At 40.4% G+C, this 15962-nt stretch carries 16 protein-coding genes; 7 read left to right on the forward strand and 9 right to left on the reverse strand.

Going from position 1 to position 15962, the window contains the following annotated elements:
- Nucleotides 1-48: 48 nt before the first annotated feature.
- The gene (gene bamC / locus EVU92_RS15100) at nucleotides 49-1110 is read right to left on the reverse strand and encodes an outer membrane protein assembly factor BamC (protein ID WP_130051899.1); all 1062 of its coding nucleotides are present in this window, start codon (nucleotides 1108-1110) and stop codon (nucleotides 49-51) included.
- A gap of 368 nt (nucleotides 1111-1478) precedes the next feature.
- Between bamC and EVU92_RS15110 the strand changes: the two genes are divergently transcribed.
- Nucleotides 1479-2012: an ACT domain-containing protein gene (locus EVU92_RS15110; protein WP_130051900.1), complete on the forward strand. Its 534-nt coding sequence runs from the start codon at nucleotides 1479-1481 to the stop codon at nucleotides 2010-2012.
- Between the two features lie 10 nt (nucleotides 2013-2022).
- Nucleotides 2023-2502, forward strand: a complete 480-nt coding sequence (gene bcp / locus EVU92_RS15115; RefSeq protein WP_130051901.1) for a thioredoxin-dependent thiol peroxidase — start codon at nucleotides 2023-2025, stop codon at nucleotides 2500-2502.
- A 157-nt stretch (nucleotides 2503-2659) separates the two neighbouring features.
- On the opposite strand, the gene queE is transcribed toward bcp, so the two are convergent.
- Entirely contained in the window at nucleotides 2660-3325 is a 666-nt protein-coding gene (gene queE, locus EVU92_RS15120; protein WP_130051902.1) for a 7-carboxy-7-deazaguanine synthase QueE, read from the reverse strand.
- A 121-nt stretch (nucleotides 3326-3446) separates the two neighbouring features.
- On the opposite strand from queE, the gene queC reads away from it, so the two are divergent.
- Complete coding sequence (gene queC / locus EVU92_RS15125; RefSeq protein WP_267894589.1) at nucleotides 3447-4127, forward strand: 7-cyano-7-deazaguanine synthase QueC; 681 nt, start codon at nucleotides 3447-3449, stop codon at nucleotides 4125-4127.
- A gap of 87 nt (nucleotides 4128-4214) precedes the next feature.
- Here the strand turns inward: queC and EVU92_RS15130 are convergent, their stop codons facing one another.
- Nucleotides 4215-4823 (reverse strand): transglycosylase SLT domain-containing protein, encoded by a 609-nt coding sequence (locus EVU92_RS15130; RefSeq protein WP_130051903.1) that lies wholly within the window; start codon nucleotides 4821-4823, stop codon nucleotides 4215-4217.
- 136 nt (nucleotides 4824-4959) lie between these two features.
- Nucleotides 4960-6534 carry a glutamate--cysteine ligase gene (gene gshA / locus EVU92_RS15135; protein WP_130051904.1) on the reverse strand — a complete coding sequence of 525 codons (1575 nt, stop codon included), beginning with the start codon at nucleotides 6532-6534 and terminating at the stop codon, nucleotides 4960-4962.
- 392 nt (nucleotides 6535-6926) lie between these two features.
- On the opposite strand from gshA, the gene EVU92_RS15140 reads away from it, so the two are divergent.
- Nucleotides 6927-8474 (forward strand): methyl-accepting chemotaxis protein, encoded by a 1548-nt coding sequence (locus EVU92_RS15140; RefSeq protein ID WP_130051905.1) that lies wholly within the window; start codon nucleotides 6927-6929, stop codon nucleotides 8472-8474.
- A gap of 58 nt (nucleotides 8475-8532) precedes the next feature.
- Here EVU92_RS15140 and clpB read toward each other — a convergent pair whose 3' ends face one another.
- The 3 genes from clpB to rluD form a co-directional block, all read right to left on the reverse strand.
- Nucleotides 8533-11109: an ATP-dependent chaperone ClpB gene (gene clpB / locus EVU92_RS15145; RefSeq protein WP_130051906.1), complete on the reverse strand. Its 2577-nt coding sequence runs from the start codon at nucleotides 11107-11109 to the stop codon at nucleotides 8533-8535.
- Nucleotides 11110-11207: 98 nt separating this feature from the next.
- A complete protein-coding gene (pgeF, locus tag EVU92_RS15150) occupies nucleotides 11208-11930 on the reverse strand; it encodes a peptidoglycan editing factor PgeF (RefSeq protein WP_130052310.1) in 723 nt (240 codons plus the stop codon).
- Nucleotides 11931-11935: 5 nt separating this feature from the next.
- The gene (gene rluD, locus EVU92_RS15155) at nucleotides 11936-12913 is read right to left on the reverse strand and encodes a 23S rRNA pseudouridine(1911/1915/1917) synthase RluD (protein WP_130051907.1); all 978 of its coding nucleotides are present in this window, start codon (nucleotides 12911-12913) and stop codon (nucleotides 11936-11938) included.
- 129 nt (nucleotides 12914-13042) lie between these two features.
- Between rluD and EVU92_RS15160 the strand changes: the two genes are divergently transcribed.
- Nucleotides 13043-13801 (forward strand): outer membrane protein assembly factor BamD, encoded by a 759-nt coding sequence (locus EVU92_RS15160; RefSeq protein ID WP_130051908.1) that lies wholly within the window; start codon nucleotides 13043-13045, stop codon nucleotides 13799-13801.
- 69 nt (nucleotides 13802-13870) lie between these two features.
- Here EVU92_RS15160 and EVU92_RS15165 read toward each other — a convergent pair whose 3' ends face one another.
- Nucleotides 13871-14209, reverse strand: a complete 339-nt coding sequence (locus EVU92_RS15165) for a P-II family nitrogen regulator (RefSeq protein WP_054551748.1) — start codon at nucleotides 14207-14209, stop codon at nucleotides 13871-13873.
- Between the two features lie 139 nt (nucleotides 14210-14348).
- Between EVU92_RS15165 and EVU92_RS15170 the strand changes: the two genes are divergently transcribed.
- A complete protein-coding gene (locus EVU92_RS15170; RefSeq protein ID WP_130051909.1) occupies nucleotides 14349-14897 on the forward strand; it encodes a GspH/FimT family pseudopilin in 549 nt (182 codons plus the stop codon).
- A 71-nt stretch (nucleotides 14898-14968) separates the two neighbouring features.
- The gene (locus tag EVU92_RS15175; protein ID WP_130051910.1) at nucleotides 14969-15496 is read left to right on the forward strand and encodes a GspH/FimT family protein; all 528 of its coding nucleotides are present in this window, start codon (nucleotides 14969-14971) and stop codon (nucleotides 15494-15496) included.
- A 3-nt stretch (nucleotides 15497-15499) separates the two neighbouring features.
- Here the strand turns inward: EVU92_RS15175 and EVU92_RS15180 are convergent, their stop codons facing one another.
- Entirely contained in the window at nucleotides 15500-15925 is a 426-nt protein-coding gene (locus tag EVU92_RS15180; protein WP_130051911.1) for a type IV pilin protein, read from the reverse strand.
- Between the last annotated feature and the right edge of the window lie 37 nt (nucleotides 15926-15962).

The following is a 15962-nucleotide window of genomic DNA, read 5'->3' on the forward strand; positions in this document are numbered from 1 at the left end:
AAAAGAGCGGCGAAGCTCTTTTTGTGGTGGTTTTAACTTTTTTAATTATTAAATATTGATACCGCGTTGACGCAGTGCATTTTCTAATGCTTGCTGGAGGTCATTCATTGTACCAGGCTCTAATGTCGAACCTTCAGAGTCCATCCAAGTTAAACTTGTACCGCCATCATTGGTACGGCTAACAAGAATTTGATATTGGCCTTCTTCAATTGGTAGCTCAGCTAGTTCTTCACCCCAAATTGAATCCCATACGCTTGACTCAGGCTTTTTGTAATCAGCCGTAATCAAACCACGTTCTTGGTCAATCTCTACGATAGTGAAAGATAATCGCTCTAAGAAACCAGAGAAACGATCAAACACCATGTTGTAATCTTGCTCAGTAACCAGTGCCGCATTACCTTTGTTATCAAAGCCCATTTCTAATGAAATAATGCCTTGTTGTTTACGCATTTCAACTTCAAGTTGACGGTAACGGTAATCAAACTCAGCAATCACTTGGTTTAAAGCACGTACTTCAAGTTGTTGCTGTAGTAATGGTGTTAACGGTACTGAGTCGCTTTTATAATCAGCAAGTTTAGCTGTTAAAGAAGCTGTACGCTGATGCGACTTTTCTTCAATAGTAAATATAAAACGTTGTTGTGATACTTCGGTTTCGCTTTCCCAAAACCAACCTTCTTCAGGTTTAATAATCGCATACCAACCTGTTTCAATTGAATTTGATGCTTTATCTTCTTTCAAAGCTGCGGTATTTTTTTCAGCTAGAACGGCTTTTATAGAGTTCCAGATAAATACATCTAAATCTTCTATACCATCGTTTTTATCAAAATAGACCCGCGCTTCTGTGTCACCTTCTTCAACCCAAGTACCTTGAGCAATGGTAATAACTTGCGCTGGCGGACGATAGTTTTTAGCTTCAGGATTATTGTCATATTGCGCAACATCCATTTTATATGTTGGATCTAGAGCTGGTTGCGCTAAACCTGCTGGTGCTTTGACCGGTTCATTTGCTCGATAATTACGTTTTTGATGTGCTTCGTCGGTAAATACACCACACCCTGTTAAACTTACCATTACGCTTACAGCAAGCGCCTTTGAGATCCAATACTGCACAGATATTTCTCCTTAGCAAACCCTTAATTTTTTTAACAAATATATGAGTGGGTAATGCCGATTTGGTTCACTGTAAAATCACTTTTAACTTTACATTTATAGTTTTTATGCAAAAAACCCGAATAGATTCGGCTAGCGTAACGTATTTGTTTGCTTGTCGCCTTGCAAAATTTTAACTATGGTACTTTCAGATGCCCCTAAAAACAAGAAAGAGCGCACTTTATTCACGGCTTAATTAATCGTCGCTATCGTTAACGATGCAAATTATGTTAAACTTCGCCGCCGTGCGGTATTAAACTCACGTGAAATCAAAGCTTACTCAAGCTTATATCCATTGGTATTGTTAATTACTAGGTATTTAAAATTCCATGACTGCTTTTACAAATCATCAGATAGTGCTCACTGCGATTGGCGAAGATAGACCCGGTATCGTTAGCGAATTAACTCAGTTAGTGAGTGATTGCCATTGCAATATAATTGACAGTCGCATTGCTATTTTGGGCAACGAGTTTACCTTTATCATGCTGTTAGCAGGTGATATGTCGGCCATTAGCCGCATTGAGCATACATTGCCAACTAAAGGCATGGAACTTGGCCTTTTAACCATGATGAAACGCACAGCAAGTCATGTTGCATGTGAATTTTGCGCCGGTTACACCCTCGAATACACAGGTATTGATACACCTGGAACATTAAGTAAAGTTACGCGCTTTTTTGCTGACAATAACATCAGCATTTGTTCACTTAAATCTGATACGTACGACGAAGGTGATGAGCTAAAAATGCGTTGTGAGCTAGAGTTTAATATTCCCGTTGAAGTCGATATTGATAACTTTAAAGTGAGCTTTGAAGATCTTTCTCGCAGTTTGAACGTAGATTATATTTTCAGACGCATTCGCTAAGGAGCAAAGCATGAAAACAATTAATCCATTACAGGCCGGTGATACAGCCCCTGCTTTTAGTTTACAAAATCAAAATGATGAAACAATCACACTCGCTGAGCTATTAAAAGAGCAGCAAGTGCTTGTTTACTTCTATCCAAAGGCATCCACTCCAGGGTGCACCGTACAAGCTGAAAACTTACGTGATGAAAAAGCTGAGCTTGCTAAATTAAACACACGTGTCGTGGGTATCAGCCCAGACCCAATAAAGCGTTTAAAGAATTTTGAAACCAAAAAAGAGCTTAATTTTGACTTATTAGCTGACGAAGATCACGCTATTGCAGATGCGTTTGGTATTTGGGGTTATAAGAAGTTTATGGGTAAGGAGTACGAAGGAATTCATCGTATTAGCTTCCTTGTAGGCCAAGACGGTAAAATCAAGCATGTGTTCGATAAATTCAAAACCAAAGACCATCATCAGGTTGTGTTGGATTATTTAGCGCAGAATTAGTAGCGATAAGCTAAAAAGTAAAAAGCGTTGCCATGGTGCAACGCTTTTTTTGTTTTTAACTGGAAATATTAAACCCAGTGTCTACTTTATCGGGGTCAGATCAGACGGCTGACGGCTGACGGCTGACGGCTGACGGCTGACGGCTGACGGCTAAACCCTAACTAATTCCCAAATACTTATGTACTTGAACTGATAAACGCCAGTTCTTTGCAATACAGGTTTCAATGGCAAGTTTAGTTGCTGAGGTCTTTTGGCTAATTGGTTGAAGGTACACTAGACGCGGATTAACACCTGTTTTTAAGAATAAATCTTCGAGCTCTTCAACATGCTTTTGCATTGCCACTGGGTGTTTAATTTCATCAGCGCGCTGCATAGCGCTGCGTAATACTTTGTAACCGCCACGCATATTAATCTTCGGTGATACGGTCACCCATGTTTGTTCAGGGACTAAAATCTCAAATGTGCCGCTGGTTTCAATTTGAGTCGAATAACCATTTGCGTGTAATAACTCACACACTGGATTTAGGTCGTACATGCAAGGCTCACCACCTGTGATCACCACATGTTTTGCGTTGTAGCCACGTTCTTTAAATAGCGCTAACACTTGCTCCGCAGTTGCTTCTGCCCAATGATCTGAGTCTGCTTTTTTCTCAACCGTGTCATCAAGTGACACTTTATATACATTATCAACGTCCCATGTTTGTTTTGTATCACACCAAGCACAGCCTACAGGGCAGCCTTGTAAACGTAAAAAGATTGAAGGTGTACCAGTAAAACTTGCTTCACCTTGAATTGTTTCAAACACTTCGTTAATTTTGTACAAAAGAGATCTCACTTACGACGCAACGATATATAATGCATACCATCAAAAAACCAAAAACACGCGCAAAAATTGTTATTTAGGCCCGAGCCGTGTAGTATATCGCGCCCTGAAGTAAACCTCTATCAAAAGTAAGAGCAAAACAGATATGACGCAAAAAGTAGTTGTGATTTATTCCGGCGGTATGGACTCTTTTACCGTATTAAATAAAGCCCTGCAACAAGGCCACGAAGTATATGCCCTGTCGTTCGACTACGGCCAGCGTCATGTTAAAGAGCTTAAAGTAGCTGCTCAAGTGTGTGAAAAATTAGGTGTTTCTCACAAGATTGTTGATATTTCAGCAATCAATCAATTGATTGGGGGCTCATCACTGACCGATGATATCGATGTGCCAGAGGGTCACTACGAAGAAGAAAGCATGAAGAGCACAATAGTGCCAAACCGCAACATGATCTTACTATCACTTGCAGTGGGTTATGCGGTGTCTTTAAAAGCCAGCAAAGTTTACTATGGCGCACATTCTGGTGATCATGCAATTTATCCTGACTGTCGCCCTGAATTCGTTCAAAAAATGGATGATGTTTGCCGTATTGCCAACTACGACGCTGTTGAGATTTTCAGTCCATATTTAAACAATACTAAAATCGATATTTTAACAGACGGCTTAAAAATGGGTCTTGATTACAGCCAAACTTGGACATGCTACAACGGCCGTGACAAAGCCTGTGGCAAATGTGGTGCTTGTCAAGAGCGCTTGGAAGCCTTTGCACTTAATAACGTTACCGATCCTATCGAATACGAATAAACAAAAAAGGCTATCAAATCTTTGATAGCCTTTTTAAAGACACATTTGGTAAAAATTTAAAGTCCAAACGGTTGCGTCAATGCTCTATTAACTAAATAGACGCTCAAACCAGTTTTTATCTAGATCTGCTTCACACTTTTTAAGTTGCGCGCCATAACGGCTAGCTCGATGTTTAACTTTATTTGCAACACTCATTAACCACTTTTTACTTTTATAAGTACCACGCTTATAGCCGCCCCATCCTTCATGGTAATTTAGGTATTGTGCGTACGCGTCCCATTTCGATACACCATTTACTTTATGAGTTTTGTAAACAAACCACGCCATAAAGTCGATAGCATCATCAAAATCATCCCTGTCTGCACCGCTGTTGCCTGTTTCTCGGATGTAATCTGACCAAGTAGGTGTTTTCGCTTGTGAATAGCCATAGGCAGAACTGGCACGACCTATTGGAATAACCCATAAGAAGTATTCCATTGGCGGAGCAGCATCATGACGAAATGAGCTTTCTTGATACATCATGCTCATTAGCACATGTTTAGGCGATCCCCATTTTTCTTGAGCATCGCGGGCATCGTAGTACCAATCAGGCTTTTCTTCAAAAATCTTACAGATATCATGGGGTTGCTCTGGAGGAGCGGTTGCACATCCAGCCAATGATGCGGCCAGCGATAAAATAATTATACTTTTTTTCATTTTTTTTTGGATCTCGCTGAACTTTTTCTTTTCAGGTCAGTCTGAACTTATGAATGCAGCAGTATAGCATTGTTTCATCCCTGAAGAATCTTTGACGCAGCCACCATAGGCTGCGTTTTTTTATGTCTTCACCTTACTAAGCTTTAGCAAAATAGTCATCTAAAAAAGCAGTAAACGTTTCGCTATCGGCAGCTTTAACTTCACGCTCTTTAAGCACAGAGTCAGCAGCTTGTTTCGCTAAAAATGCATGATCATAAAATTGATACTCTGACGCAAGATGGCTTTGCTTGTACTGCTGTGCAAGTGCTAATGCAAAATTACCATTATCTAGGTTCTCTTTTGCAAGTGTTGCTACGTATTTGCCAGAGTATGTTTTTCTAGGATCTTGTACCCAGGTTGCAAGCTCAGCAATAGTTTCACTGTAATAACTTACCCCGTATGCATTATCCATATAACGTGCAACGGCAGTTAAATTACTAAAAATTGTTTTAGCCCAATCTGTCAGGCGAACTATTTCGCCTTGCTTGTTAAGTGTTAATTCTGGATCTCGGCCTTCATTAACAACCGCATCGAGGTTGGTAGTGCTCAACTTTTGTTCTTGCCAATCCATCTCTGGAGAGTCATTTAATAAGCAATAAGTTAGGAATACGTCTAAAAAGCGTATTTGCTGTAAGTCGATACCCGTTTCACTAAATGGGTTAACATCTAATGCCCTTACCTCTATGTATTCTATACCACCACGAAGTAATGCATCTGTAGGAGTTTCGCCTGATGCTGCGTTGCGCTTAGGACGAATTGGTGAATAAAACTCATTTTCGATTTGCAGAATATTTTTGTTTAACTGCTTTGGTTCAGCACTTGTGTAATCATCAATATGGTCATAAATATCAGATGGCGTATGAATCGCTTCTTTTAAACCTGCTACATATTCTTCTAATGAATTGTACATAACACGTAAAGACGATTGCGCACTGTTGGTATAACCAAGGTTCCCCAAACGCAGCGCTGTGCCAACTTCTAAGTAAAGAGTACCTTTACCTAGTTTTTTAAATGGTAAGTCTGTTTCGCGCCCTTGCAAAAATGAACTACACAATGCTGGCGATGCACCAAATAAAAAGCTGATCAACCAAAGCTCACGTTTAAAGTTACGAATAAGTCCCAAATACCCATTCGAAATAGAATCAGCGAGTGTGCCTTGGCTGCCGTTTAAACTATACAAGCTTTGCCATAAGCTCTCAGGAAAAGAAATATTAAAATGCACACCAGCAATTGCTTGCATCATACTGCCATAGCGATTCTTTAAACCTTCACGATAAAGTGTTTTCATGCGGCCAATATTTGAGTCACCAAACTGTGCCAGTACGATGTCGTCTTGATGCTCAATAAAACACGGCATGCTGATAGGCCATAAGAGCTCATCATCCATCTGAGACAAGGTGAACTTTTGCAGATCTTTTAGCTGAGCTAAGGTTTGCTCTGCAGACGTACTTACTGGTGTAATAAATTCTAATAGCGATTCCGAAAAATCAGTGGTGACATGATCATTAGTTAAAGCGCTACCAACGCCTTTTGGATGACCTTGCTGTGAGATAACACCATTTGGTTTGATCCTTAATGCTTCTCGCTCGATACCACGTTTAATCCCATTAATTGCGTTAGGAAATTGTACTGTTAACGCCTCTAGCGTTTTATTTAAATCATGTTTTATCAAAAATGCTTCCTCGAGCCACGTGGCTGTAATCCTAAGTGTATGGGGGCAAAAAGTAATTACTCAAGTCAGAAAAATCAGTTTCATTTAGTACCCGTTCACTTGATGCTCAATCTTGCCATTGTGAGGGACAATATACAATTGCTTTGGCGGCACTTCATTGTTGCTAAAAACATTTAAAATACTATTTAGACTTATTTCTTGAGGATACTGAGCCTTTTAACTAATATAAAAGACTGAGGCTAAACATAATAATTCAAGCAAGATATTGTTTTAGATCAAAGGGAAGATGAAATTTTTAAAACTTTCATAGTTATCTATATGCACCCCCTTCCCTTACATTTTTCTGAGACTATAATCCGCACACCATAAAAAAGTATATTTCGAGGACTCATATGCGTCGTGGGCAAGAAATCATTAATCAAGAAGTGACATACTCTGATAATCAAGAGCTTGTCTCTACTACAGATTTACGCGGTGTCATCACATACGTAAATAAGGAATTTTGTACGATTGCAGGTTACACCGAGGAAGAGCTACTCGGAAAAAATCATAATATTGTTCGCCACCCTGACATGCCAAAAGCGGCATTTAAAGAAATGTGGGAAAAACTAAAGCAAGGCCATTCTTGGCGTGGCATGGTTAAAAATCTCTGTAAAGATGGTCGTTACTATTGGGTTGATGCATTTGTTACACCCATTTATGAACATGGTCAGTTGGTTGGCTATCAGTCAGTTCGAACTAAGCCATCTGAACAATTAAAAGACCGTGCAACGGCACTGTACACTAAGATTAATAATGGAAAATCAGTCGCGTCATTTCGTGAAAATATTTCGCTGAGACAAATTTTGTCTGCGGTTATTTTATTTGCAGGCATTGTCGGCTTAGCGTTTACTACTTCATGGATGGTTGCCTTAGCGAGCTGTGCCGTTGTAGCACTCCTTTTTGCATTAAATTATGACGAGCTCGTTGTAACCCCAAGCCATTTAAAGCAGCAACGTGCAGAGTTTGATTCAGTATCACGCTATGTGTATTCAGGTTCACACCCTTTTAGTATTGCTGCCTATAATCAGCAAATGCTGTTCGCTAAGCTTAGAACTGTATTAGGTCGTGTTAAAGACTCTACTTACTCATTCAAAGACATTGCTACCAACTTAGATAAACAATCGTCACTAACCGAGCAAGGTATTGCTGCACAAGGTCAACGTTTAAGTGATATTGCTACGGCAATGACACAAATGAGTACAACTATTGGCGAGATTTCAGCAAATACTCATCACACTGCTGACAAGGTTAAAACAACTTACCAAAGCTGTAACGATATCAAACTGCATATTGAAGATAATAGCAGCATGGTGTCTGATCTAGCTAACCAAGTAGAGCAAGCAGCCACTACCGCTAACTCTCTTGCTAGTGAAGCTGACAAAATAGGCCAAGTAATGAGTGAGATTGAAGGCATTGCTGAACAAACAAACTTATTAGCGCTGAATGCTGCAATTGAAGCAGCACGTGCAGGTGAGCATGGCCGTGGTTTTGCGGTTGTAGCAGATGAAGTACGCGCACTTTCTTCACGTACTCAAAATGCGACAGCACAAATTCACAGCTCAATTAAAGAGATCCAAGATACGTTATTTAGCTGGTCTAAAGTGATGCAATCAACTAAAGCGCAAGCAGATAATTGTGTTGATACTACTGCTCACACTCAAACTGAACTAGCGAGCATCTTCGCACAAATTGATGAAATATCAGGCCTTGCGACTGAGATTTCGACGGCTGCAGAGGAACAACAAGTTGTCAGCACCGATATACGCGAAAATGTAGAAAGCATAAAAGGACACAGCGAAGAGAACTTAAAGCTTAGCTACAACGTCGCTAAAGATGCAGCGGGGCTTGTTGAAGGCTCGCGCAAAGTTAACGATATGCTGTTAACCTTTAAAGTTTAAACTTAACTGATACAAAAAAGCCGCGTCAAAATGATGCGGCTTTTGTTTTTAGGGCTAATTAACGACTCGAGAAAACAAGTCCATTCTCATCAGCATCAATATGGATGATGGCACCCGGCTGGTAATCCCCACCTAATAATCGCTGTGCTAATGGATTTTCAATGGTATGTTGTATAGCACGTTTTAAAGGCCTTGCCCCATACACTGGATCAAAACCACTTTCAGCGATGCGGTCTAGGGCTGCATCCGTTACTTCAAGAATGTAGCCTTTTTCAGTTAATCGCTCACGTAGCTTACTTAACTGAATGTCAGCAATTTCTTTAATGTGTTCATTAGCAAGTGGATGGAATACCACGGTTTCGTCGATTCGGTTAATAAACTCAGGACGGAACTGACTAACCAATACGCCCATCACTTTTTCTTTTAAGCCTGCATAATCATTTGAACCAGCTTGCTCTTGGATAATGTCAGAGCCTAAGTTAGAAGTCATAATGATAACCGTATTTTTGAAATCAACGGTACGGCCCTGACCATCCGTTAAGCGGCCATCATCAAGTACTTGCAGTAAGATGTTAAATACATCAGGGTGCGCTTTTTCGACCTCATCCAATAAAATGACTGAATACGGACGACGGCGAACTGCTTCAGTTAAATAGCCCCCCTCTTCATAGCCAACATAACCCGGAGGTGCACCCACTAAACGTGCCACCGAGTGTTTCTCCATAAACTCCGACATATCAATGCGCACCATGGCATCTTCAGTGTCAAACATGAAGCTGGCTAGTGCTTTGGTCAGCTCAGTTTTACCTACCCCTGTCGGGCCTAAGAATAAGAATGAACCGATTGGGCGATTTGGATCAGCAAGCCCTGCTCGAGAGCGACGAATTGCATTCGCAACCGCTACAACGGCTTCATCTTGACCAATCACTTTATGATGCAGTTCATCTTCCATCTTAAGTAGCTTTTCGCGCTCCCCTTGCAACATTTTGGATACAGGAATACCTGTCCAACGCGATAAAATCTCTGCGATTTCGTCTTCACCAACTTGGTTTTTAAGCAAGCTCATTTCTTGCATTTCGGCCTGTGAAGCAAGGTCAAGTTTACGCTCAAGTTCAGGAATACGACCATACTGGAGTTCAGACATGCGCTGTAAATCACTTGCACGACGCGCAACATCTAAATCAAGACGCGCTTGCTCAAGCTCAGCTTTAATGACTTGTGTGCCCTGTAATGAAGCCTTCTCAGCATTCCAAACTTCGTCTAGTTCGCGGTATTGGGCTTCAAGCTCAGTGATCAACTCTTGCATCTCAGTACGACGTTTTTGGCTCGCTTCGTCTTTCTCTTTTGCAAGGGCGTTATCTTCCAGCTTTAACTGAATAATACGACGCTCTAGCTTATCTAAAGATTCCGGTTTTGAGTCAATTTGCAAACGAATTGAAGAGCCCGCTTCGTCAATTAAATCAATCGCTTTATCTGGCAATTGGCGATCACTAATGTAACGGTGCGACAGCTGCGCCGCAGCAACAATGGCCGGATCGGTAATATCAACTGAGTGATGAAGCTCATAACGCTCTTTTAAACCACGTAAAATCGCAATGGTGTCTTCAACCGATGGTTCATCAACAAATACTTTTTGGAAACGACGCTCTAAAGCGGCATCTTTTTCAATATATTGACGATACTCATCAAGAGTTGTGGCACCCACACAATGTAACTCACCACGGGCAAGTGCTGGTTTTAGCATATTACCTGCATCCATTGCGCCGTCTGTTTTACCTGCGCCTACCATAGTATGGATTTCATCAATAAAGAGGATGACTTGCCCTTCTTCTTTGGCTAGTTCATTCAACACTGACTTTAAACGCTCTTCGAATTCACCACGGTATTTAGCACCAGCAACTAAAGCACCTAAATCAAGCGATAATACTCGCTTATTCTTTAAGCCTTCAGGTACCTCTCCATTGATGATCCGCTGTGCTAAACCTTCGGCAATCGCCGTTTTACCCACGCCTGGTTCACCAATTAACACCGGATTATTTTTAGTACGGCGTTGTAATACTTGAATAGTGCGACGAATTTCGTCATCCCGGCCAATTACAGGGTCTAGCTTGCCTTGCTCTGCTCGCTCAGTTAAATCGATTGTGAATTTTTTTAATGCCTGACGGGTTTCTTCAGCATTCGGATCATCAACCTTTTGACCACCACGAATAGCTTCGATTGCAGCTTCAATTTTGCTAGAAGTAATATTTAGCGCTTTAAAAATGTCGCCTAATGGGCCTTTATCGTCACACGCGGCAAGAACAAATAACTCACTCGAAATGAATTTATCTTTTCGCTTTTGAGCATATTTATCACACAAGTTAATTAACGAAATCAGGTTGTTTGACAGCTGAACATCGCCACCAATGCCTTCAACTTTAAACAGTTTTTCGATTTCTTGAGATAACTTGGTGTTTAACTCATCAGCACTCACACCGGCTTGTGCAAGTAGCGCACGCACACTCGAGCCATTTTGTTGAAGCAATGAATACATTAAATGCACAGGCTCAATAAATTGATGATCTCGCCCAAGTGCTAATGACTGCGCATCTGAAAGCGCAGATTGAAATTTACTTGTAAATCTATCTAAACGCATAAGGGTTTACCTATTAAAAAATCTAATTGCTTAATTAATGGGTATGGTTAGTGATTTGTTCAAGTAAGAGAAGAAAATTTAATCACAAAAAAGGCGTATTAATTGCGCCAGATCAAGCTAGCCATGCGACCAGTTTGTCCGTCGCGGCGATAAGAGAAAAATTGTGACTTATCACTGACTGTACAGTATTCACCACCTGAAATATTGGCCACGCCTAATTGCGCTAATTGCTGACGTGCTAATAAGTAGATATCAGCCATGTATTTTTCATGTTTGGCTGTAAATGCCAGTTCGTGAAGCGGGTTTTGCGAACAAAAGCAATCTTTAACCTCTTGCCCAACTTCAAATTGTAAGGGACCAATAGCAGGGCCTAACCAAGCAATAATATCGCTTGTAGGCACTTTGAAATGCGAAATGGTTTTTGCCAATATACCTTGTGATAAGCCACGCCAGCCACCATGCACTGCTGCAATTTCATTGCCAGAATTCGAGCAAAGTAACACAGGCAAACAATCAGCTGTCATTATCGCAAGCGGCTGTTTTACTATATTGGTATACAGCGCATCAGCAGAATGAACTAGGCTTAAATCACACCTTTCATCAACCACAACCACATCACTGCTATGAACTTGGTTTAACCAAACCGCGGGATTTGGTAAGTGACTTGCTAGTAGCGCACGATTTGCAAGTACAGCTTGTTCATCATCACCAACATGTAAACCCAAATTGAAACTATCAAACGGTGCGAATGAAACACCCCCCTTTCGAGTGGTACTGATTGCGCTAACAGTTTTGGGTGCAGTCCATGCTGGTGTGATCATCACAATTAAAGCTCGATATTTGGGTTTGCTTTGGTATCTGCGCGTAATGCTTCTGTCATGGCAGCCATATCATCTGGAATTGGAGCTTGCCATGTCATCAACTCACCCGTAATTGGATGCGCAATAGAGAGCTTAACGGCATGTAAGGCTTGACGTTTAAAATCACGTAGCATTTGAAACAGCTCAGGTGTAGCCCCTTTTGGCGGACGCGGGCGACCTCCATATAGTTGATCACCAACCAATGGATGGTTCAAGTAAGCCATGTGTACACGAATTTGGTGAGTACGACCAGTTTCTAATCGTAAACGTAAGCGTGTATGAGCACGGAATTTTTCTGCTACACGGTAATGTGTTATCGCTGGTTTGCCCATTTCATGCACGGCCATGTGAGTACGTTTTGTTGCATGTCGACCAATTGGTTTTTCAACCATACCACCAGCAGTCATTGTGCCATTACAAATTGCTTCATATTCACGGGTGAAGTTTTCACGCTTTTGCAGTGCAGATACTAAATGTGTTTGTGCCGGAATAGTTTTAGCCACCACCATTAATCCTGTGGTGTCTTTATCTAGACGATGGACAATACCTGCACGGGGTACATTGATGATCTCTGGGTAATGGTGTAATAAAGCATTTAATACTGTGCCATCTGGGTTACCTGCACCAGGATGTACCACTAACCCCATAGGTTTATTAATTACCAAAATATCATCGTCTTCATAAACGATGTTTAATTTGATATTTTGTGCTTCATATTCACGAGGGGCTTCGATGGTTGTTTCAACACTCACCGTTTCGCCACCGAGTAGTTTTTCACGTGGTGTGTTTAAAATTTCGCCGTTCACAGTGATTTTATCATCCAAAATCCACGTTTTTATACGTGAACGAGAATAATCAGGGAACAATTGCGCTAATACTTGGTCTAGACGTTTACCGCCAAGGTCAATTGGAACCTCGGCTTGGAGAGAAATTTGCTCTGACATTAGTAACTTTACCCAATTTACCAGTGCAAGCTGTGCTCGACTGGGTTAGAATCGCTTTAATATAATACGTATAGTTTACTCGGTTTTCCTCACTTGGCCTAGCCGAAGACATCGAAGGTAAGAAATAAAATGATAAATAAAATAGGGAAACGTGCGTTCGCCATAGTTTTTTCAGTATCTGTACTTGGCTTAGGTGCCTGTTCATCAGCACCCGACCAAGAAGATATCCAACGCGTTCCTAATAAATCTGCGCAAGCTTTATATGAAGATGCCAAACAAACATTAGATTCTGGCTTATATGCTCGTGCAATTGAGCTATTAAGCGCTATTGATTCTCGCTACCCTTTTGGTCCTCTATCAAAACAAGTACAAATGGACTTAGTGTATGCACATTATCAAGCAGGTAATACTGAGCAAGCACTGGCAACTATCGACCGTTTTATTCGCTTAAATCCAAACCACAAAGATTTAGACTATATGTACTACATGCGTGGCTTAGTGAATATCAAAGCGGATGAAAACGCCTTCCAAGAATATTTTGGTGTAGACCGTGCAGACAGAGATGCAAACCGTACTCGTGTTGCATTTACTGATTTATCAACACTATTAAAACGTTTTCCTAATAGTGTTTATGCACCAGAGGCAAAAAGACGTGTTGTGTGGTTACTCAATAAAATGGCACGCTACGAGTTAAAAGTTGCTGAGTACTACTATGAGCGTGAAGCATACCTTGCTGCTGCTAACCGTGGCAAATATGTAGTTGAGCACTACTCACAAAGTAGTTACCTTGATCAAGCGCTTGAGATCATGGAAAAAAGCTACAATAAACTTGGCTTATCTGAGCTAAGTGAACACGCTAAAGCAACGCGAGAAGCAAACAAGCGTTAAAATAATTTTAAAAAGCAAAAAAGGCGCCTAGGGCGCCTTTTTAATGTTTGCGATTAATCTAATATTTTATCAAATCGCGTCTTCATCTTCTTCCGCGGTACGAATACGCACTACTCGCTCAACATCAGTGACAAAGATTTTACCGTCACCAATTTTTCCTGTCTGCGATGTTTTAACGATAACATCAATTGCACGGTCAACATCTTCATCGCTTAAAACGATGTCTAATTTTACTTTAGGTAAAAAGTCCACCATGTACTCAGCGCCACGATAAAGCTCGGTGTGTCCTTTTTGACGGCCAAAGCCTTTAACTTCACTTACCGTCATCCCTGTGATGCCAACATCTGATAATGCTTCACGCACGTCATCAAGCTTGAATGGTTTAATAATTGCTTCGATTTTTTTCATTTTAAGGGTTACTTATTATCTCTCGATTGACTCGATTTTAGACAATCCAATTGCTGATGGCAAACAAAGCTATGAATTACGGTGATTAAATCAGCAATCATGATATTATTAAACAAAGTGATTCAGAATAGAGATAACAATGAAATCATTACAACGGGGTTTTACATTATTGGAACTAATGGTCACGATTGCCATTGTTGGCATCGTTGCTGTCATTGCGCTATGGGATAGCTCAGATATGTTAGAAAGCGACCGCGCCGAAAGCTACTTGCTTGAATTAAAACGCACGCTCAGCTTTGCACGAGCAAAAGCGACGAGTAGTGATGAATTAGTCATTGTTTGCGCAGGCGATACAGAATCAATTGAACAAAATAAATCTATATTTTGTTCAAGAGACTGGAGCCTGGGAAGTATTTTTGTATTTGTAGATAAAAGCCCTAACGGTACTTTTAATCCTGGCCAAGGGGATATCATTTTGCGCGTAATGGAAGAGATACCCAATAATAGCTCGCTCAGTTTTTCTGGTGCAAGAGTTATAAGATTTGAAACTAGCGGTATGATTAGAACTGATCCAGGCACATTCGTATATTGCCCTTCAAGTAGCAATAATGATAACAATAAAGCCTTATCTATTTCACAGTCTGGCACCGCAATGTATGAAGGAACAACAACAAAAACATGTAATTAACTCTATTTAATTGACAAATACAAAGCTCCTATTACATTTTAATAAATAGTCGCGATTTGGAGTCTTCAAGGATGAAGACAAATAATTACTTGCGTAGCCTTAAAGGTGCTATGTTAATTGAAATCCTAATAATCTTATCAATTTTTTCGTTTTTACTGCATTTCGCTTTATTTGAATATAAGCCACTCCTCGCCAATAACCGCTTAGAAAGTAATATGCATACAGTTAAAAGAGCACTACAATTTACTCGCCTCAAGGCACAAACTAATAATGCCTATGTGACATTTTGTGCTTTAGAGCTTAACCGTTGTAACAAGGCGATGTGGCATAAATCTTTAACTGTCTTTGTCGATAAAGGCGAGCTTGGTGTGTTTGAAAGTGGCGATACCAAATTATTGGAAGTTGAAGCAATAAATAAATTAGATATGCTGACTTATCCACGTCACTCAGTAACATTTAGCCCAACAGGTATGCCAGTGGGTTTAAACAATGGCACTTTTATATACTGCCCAGAATACATAAAAGCAAGCCTCAAAGGGCTTGCTATTAGGGTCAGTACAATAGGTCGAGTCAGAATGATTGATACTGATAAGTGCTAAAGCCTATTTCCCCCAACAAGTGCTCGAATCAGCAGAACCTTGAGATTTTTTAAGGCCTGTGTCTGTAATTATTAATTTAGTGCATTCTGAATCTTGTAGTGGCGGACCTGATACTGGTGTTGCCTCTAATTCAAAGGTACCGGCATTATTATTGACAGTCGCCTTTAACTTATAAAAATTGTTTTCTGTTGTTTCTGCAACACCTAGAGCAGAAAGTGAAGTTGTATACTCACGATTATCAACAAAGTATTGTTCTTGTTTATTAGCCGCGTCTAATAATGAGGTTATTGCCTCTGTTCTTGCTGTACGTTTTACATGTTCAAAATAACTTGGGATAGCAATGCTCGCAATAATTCCTAAGATTGCTACAGCAATCATCAGCTCGATTAATGTAAAACCTTTTAGGTTTTTTTTCTTTATTATATTCATACAATTAATACCTATGCTTTTGTTAATTCAGAGCATT

This window comes from Pseudoalteromonas sp. MEBiC 03485, assembly GCF_004195145.1.
GTDB lineage: Bacteria > Pseudomonadota > Gammaproteobacteria > Enterobacterales > Alteromonadaceae > Pseudoalteromonas > Pseudoalteromonas apostichopi.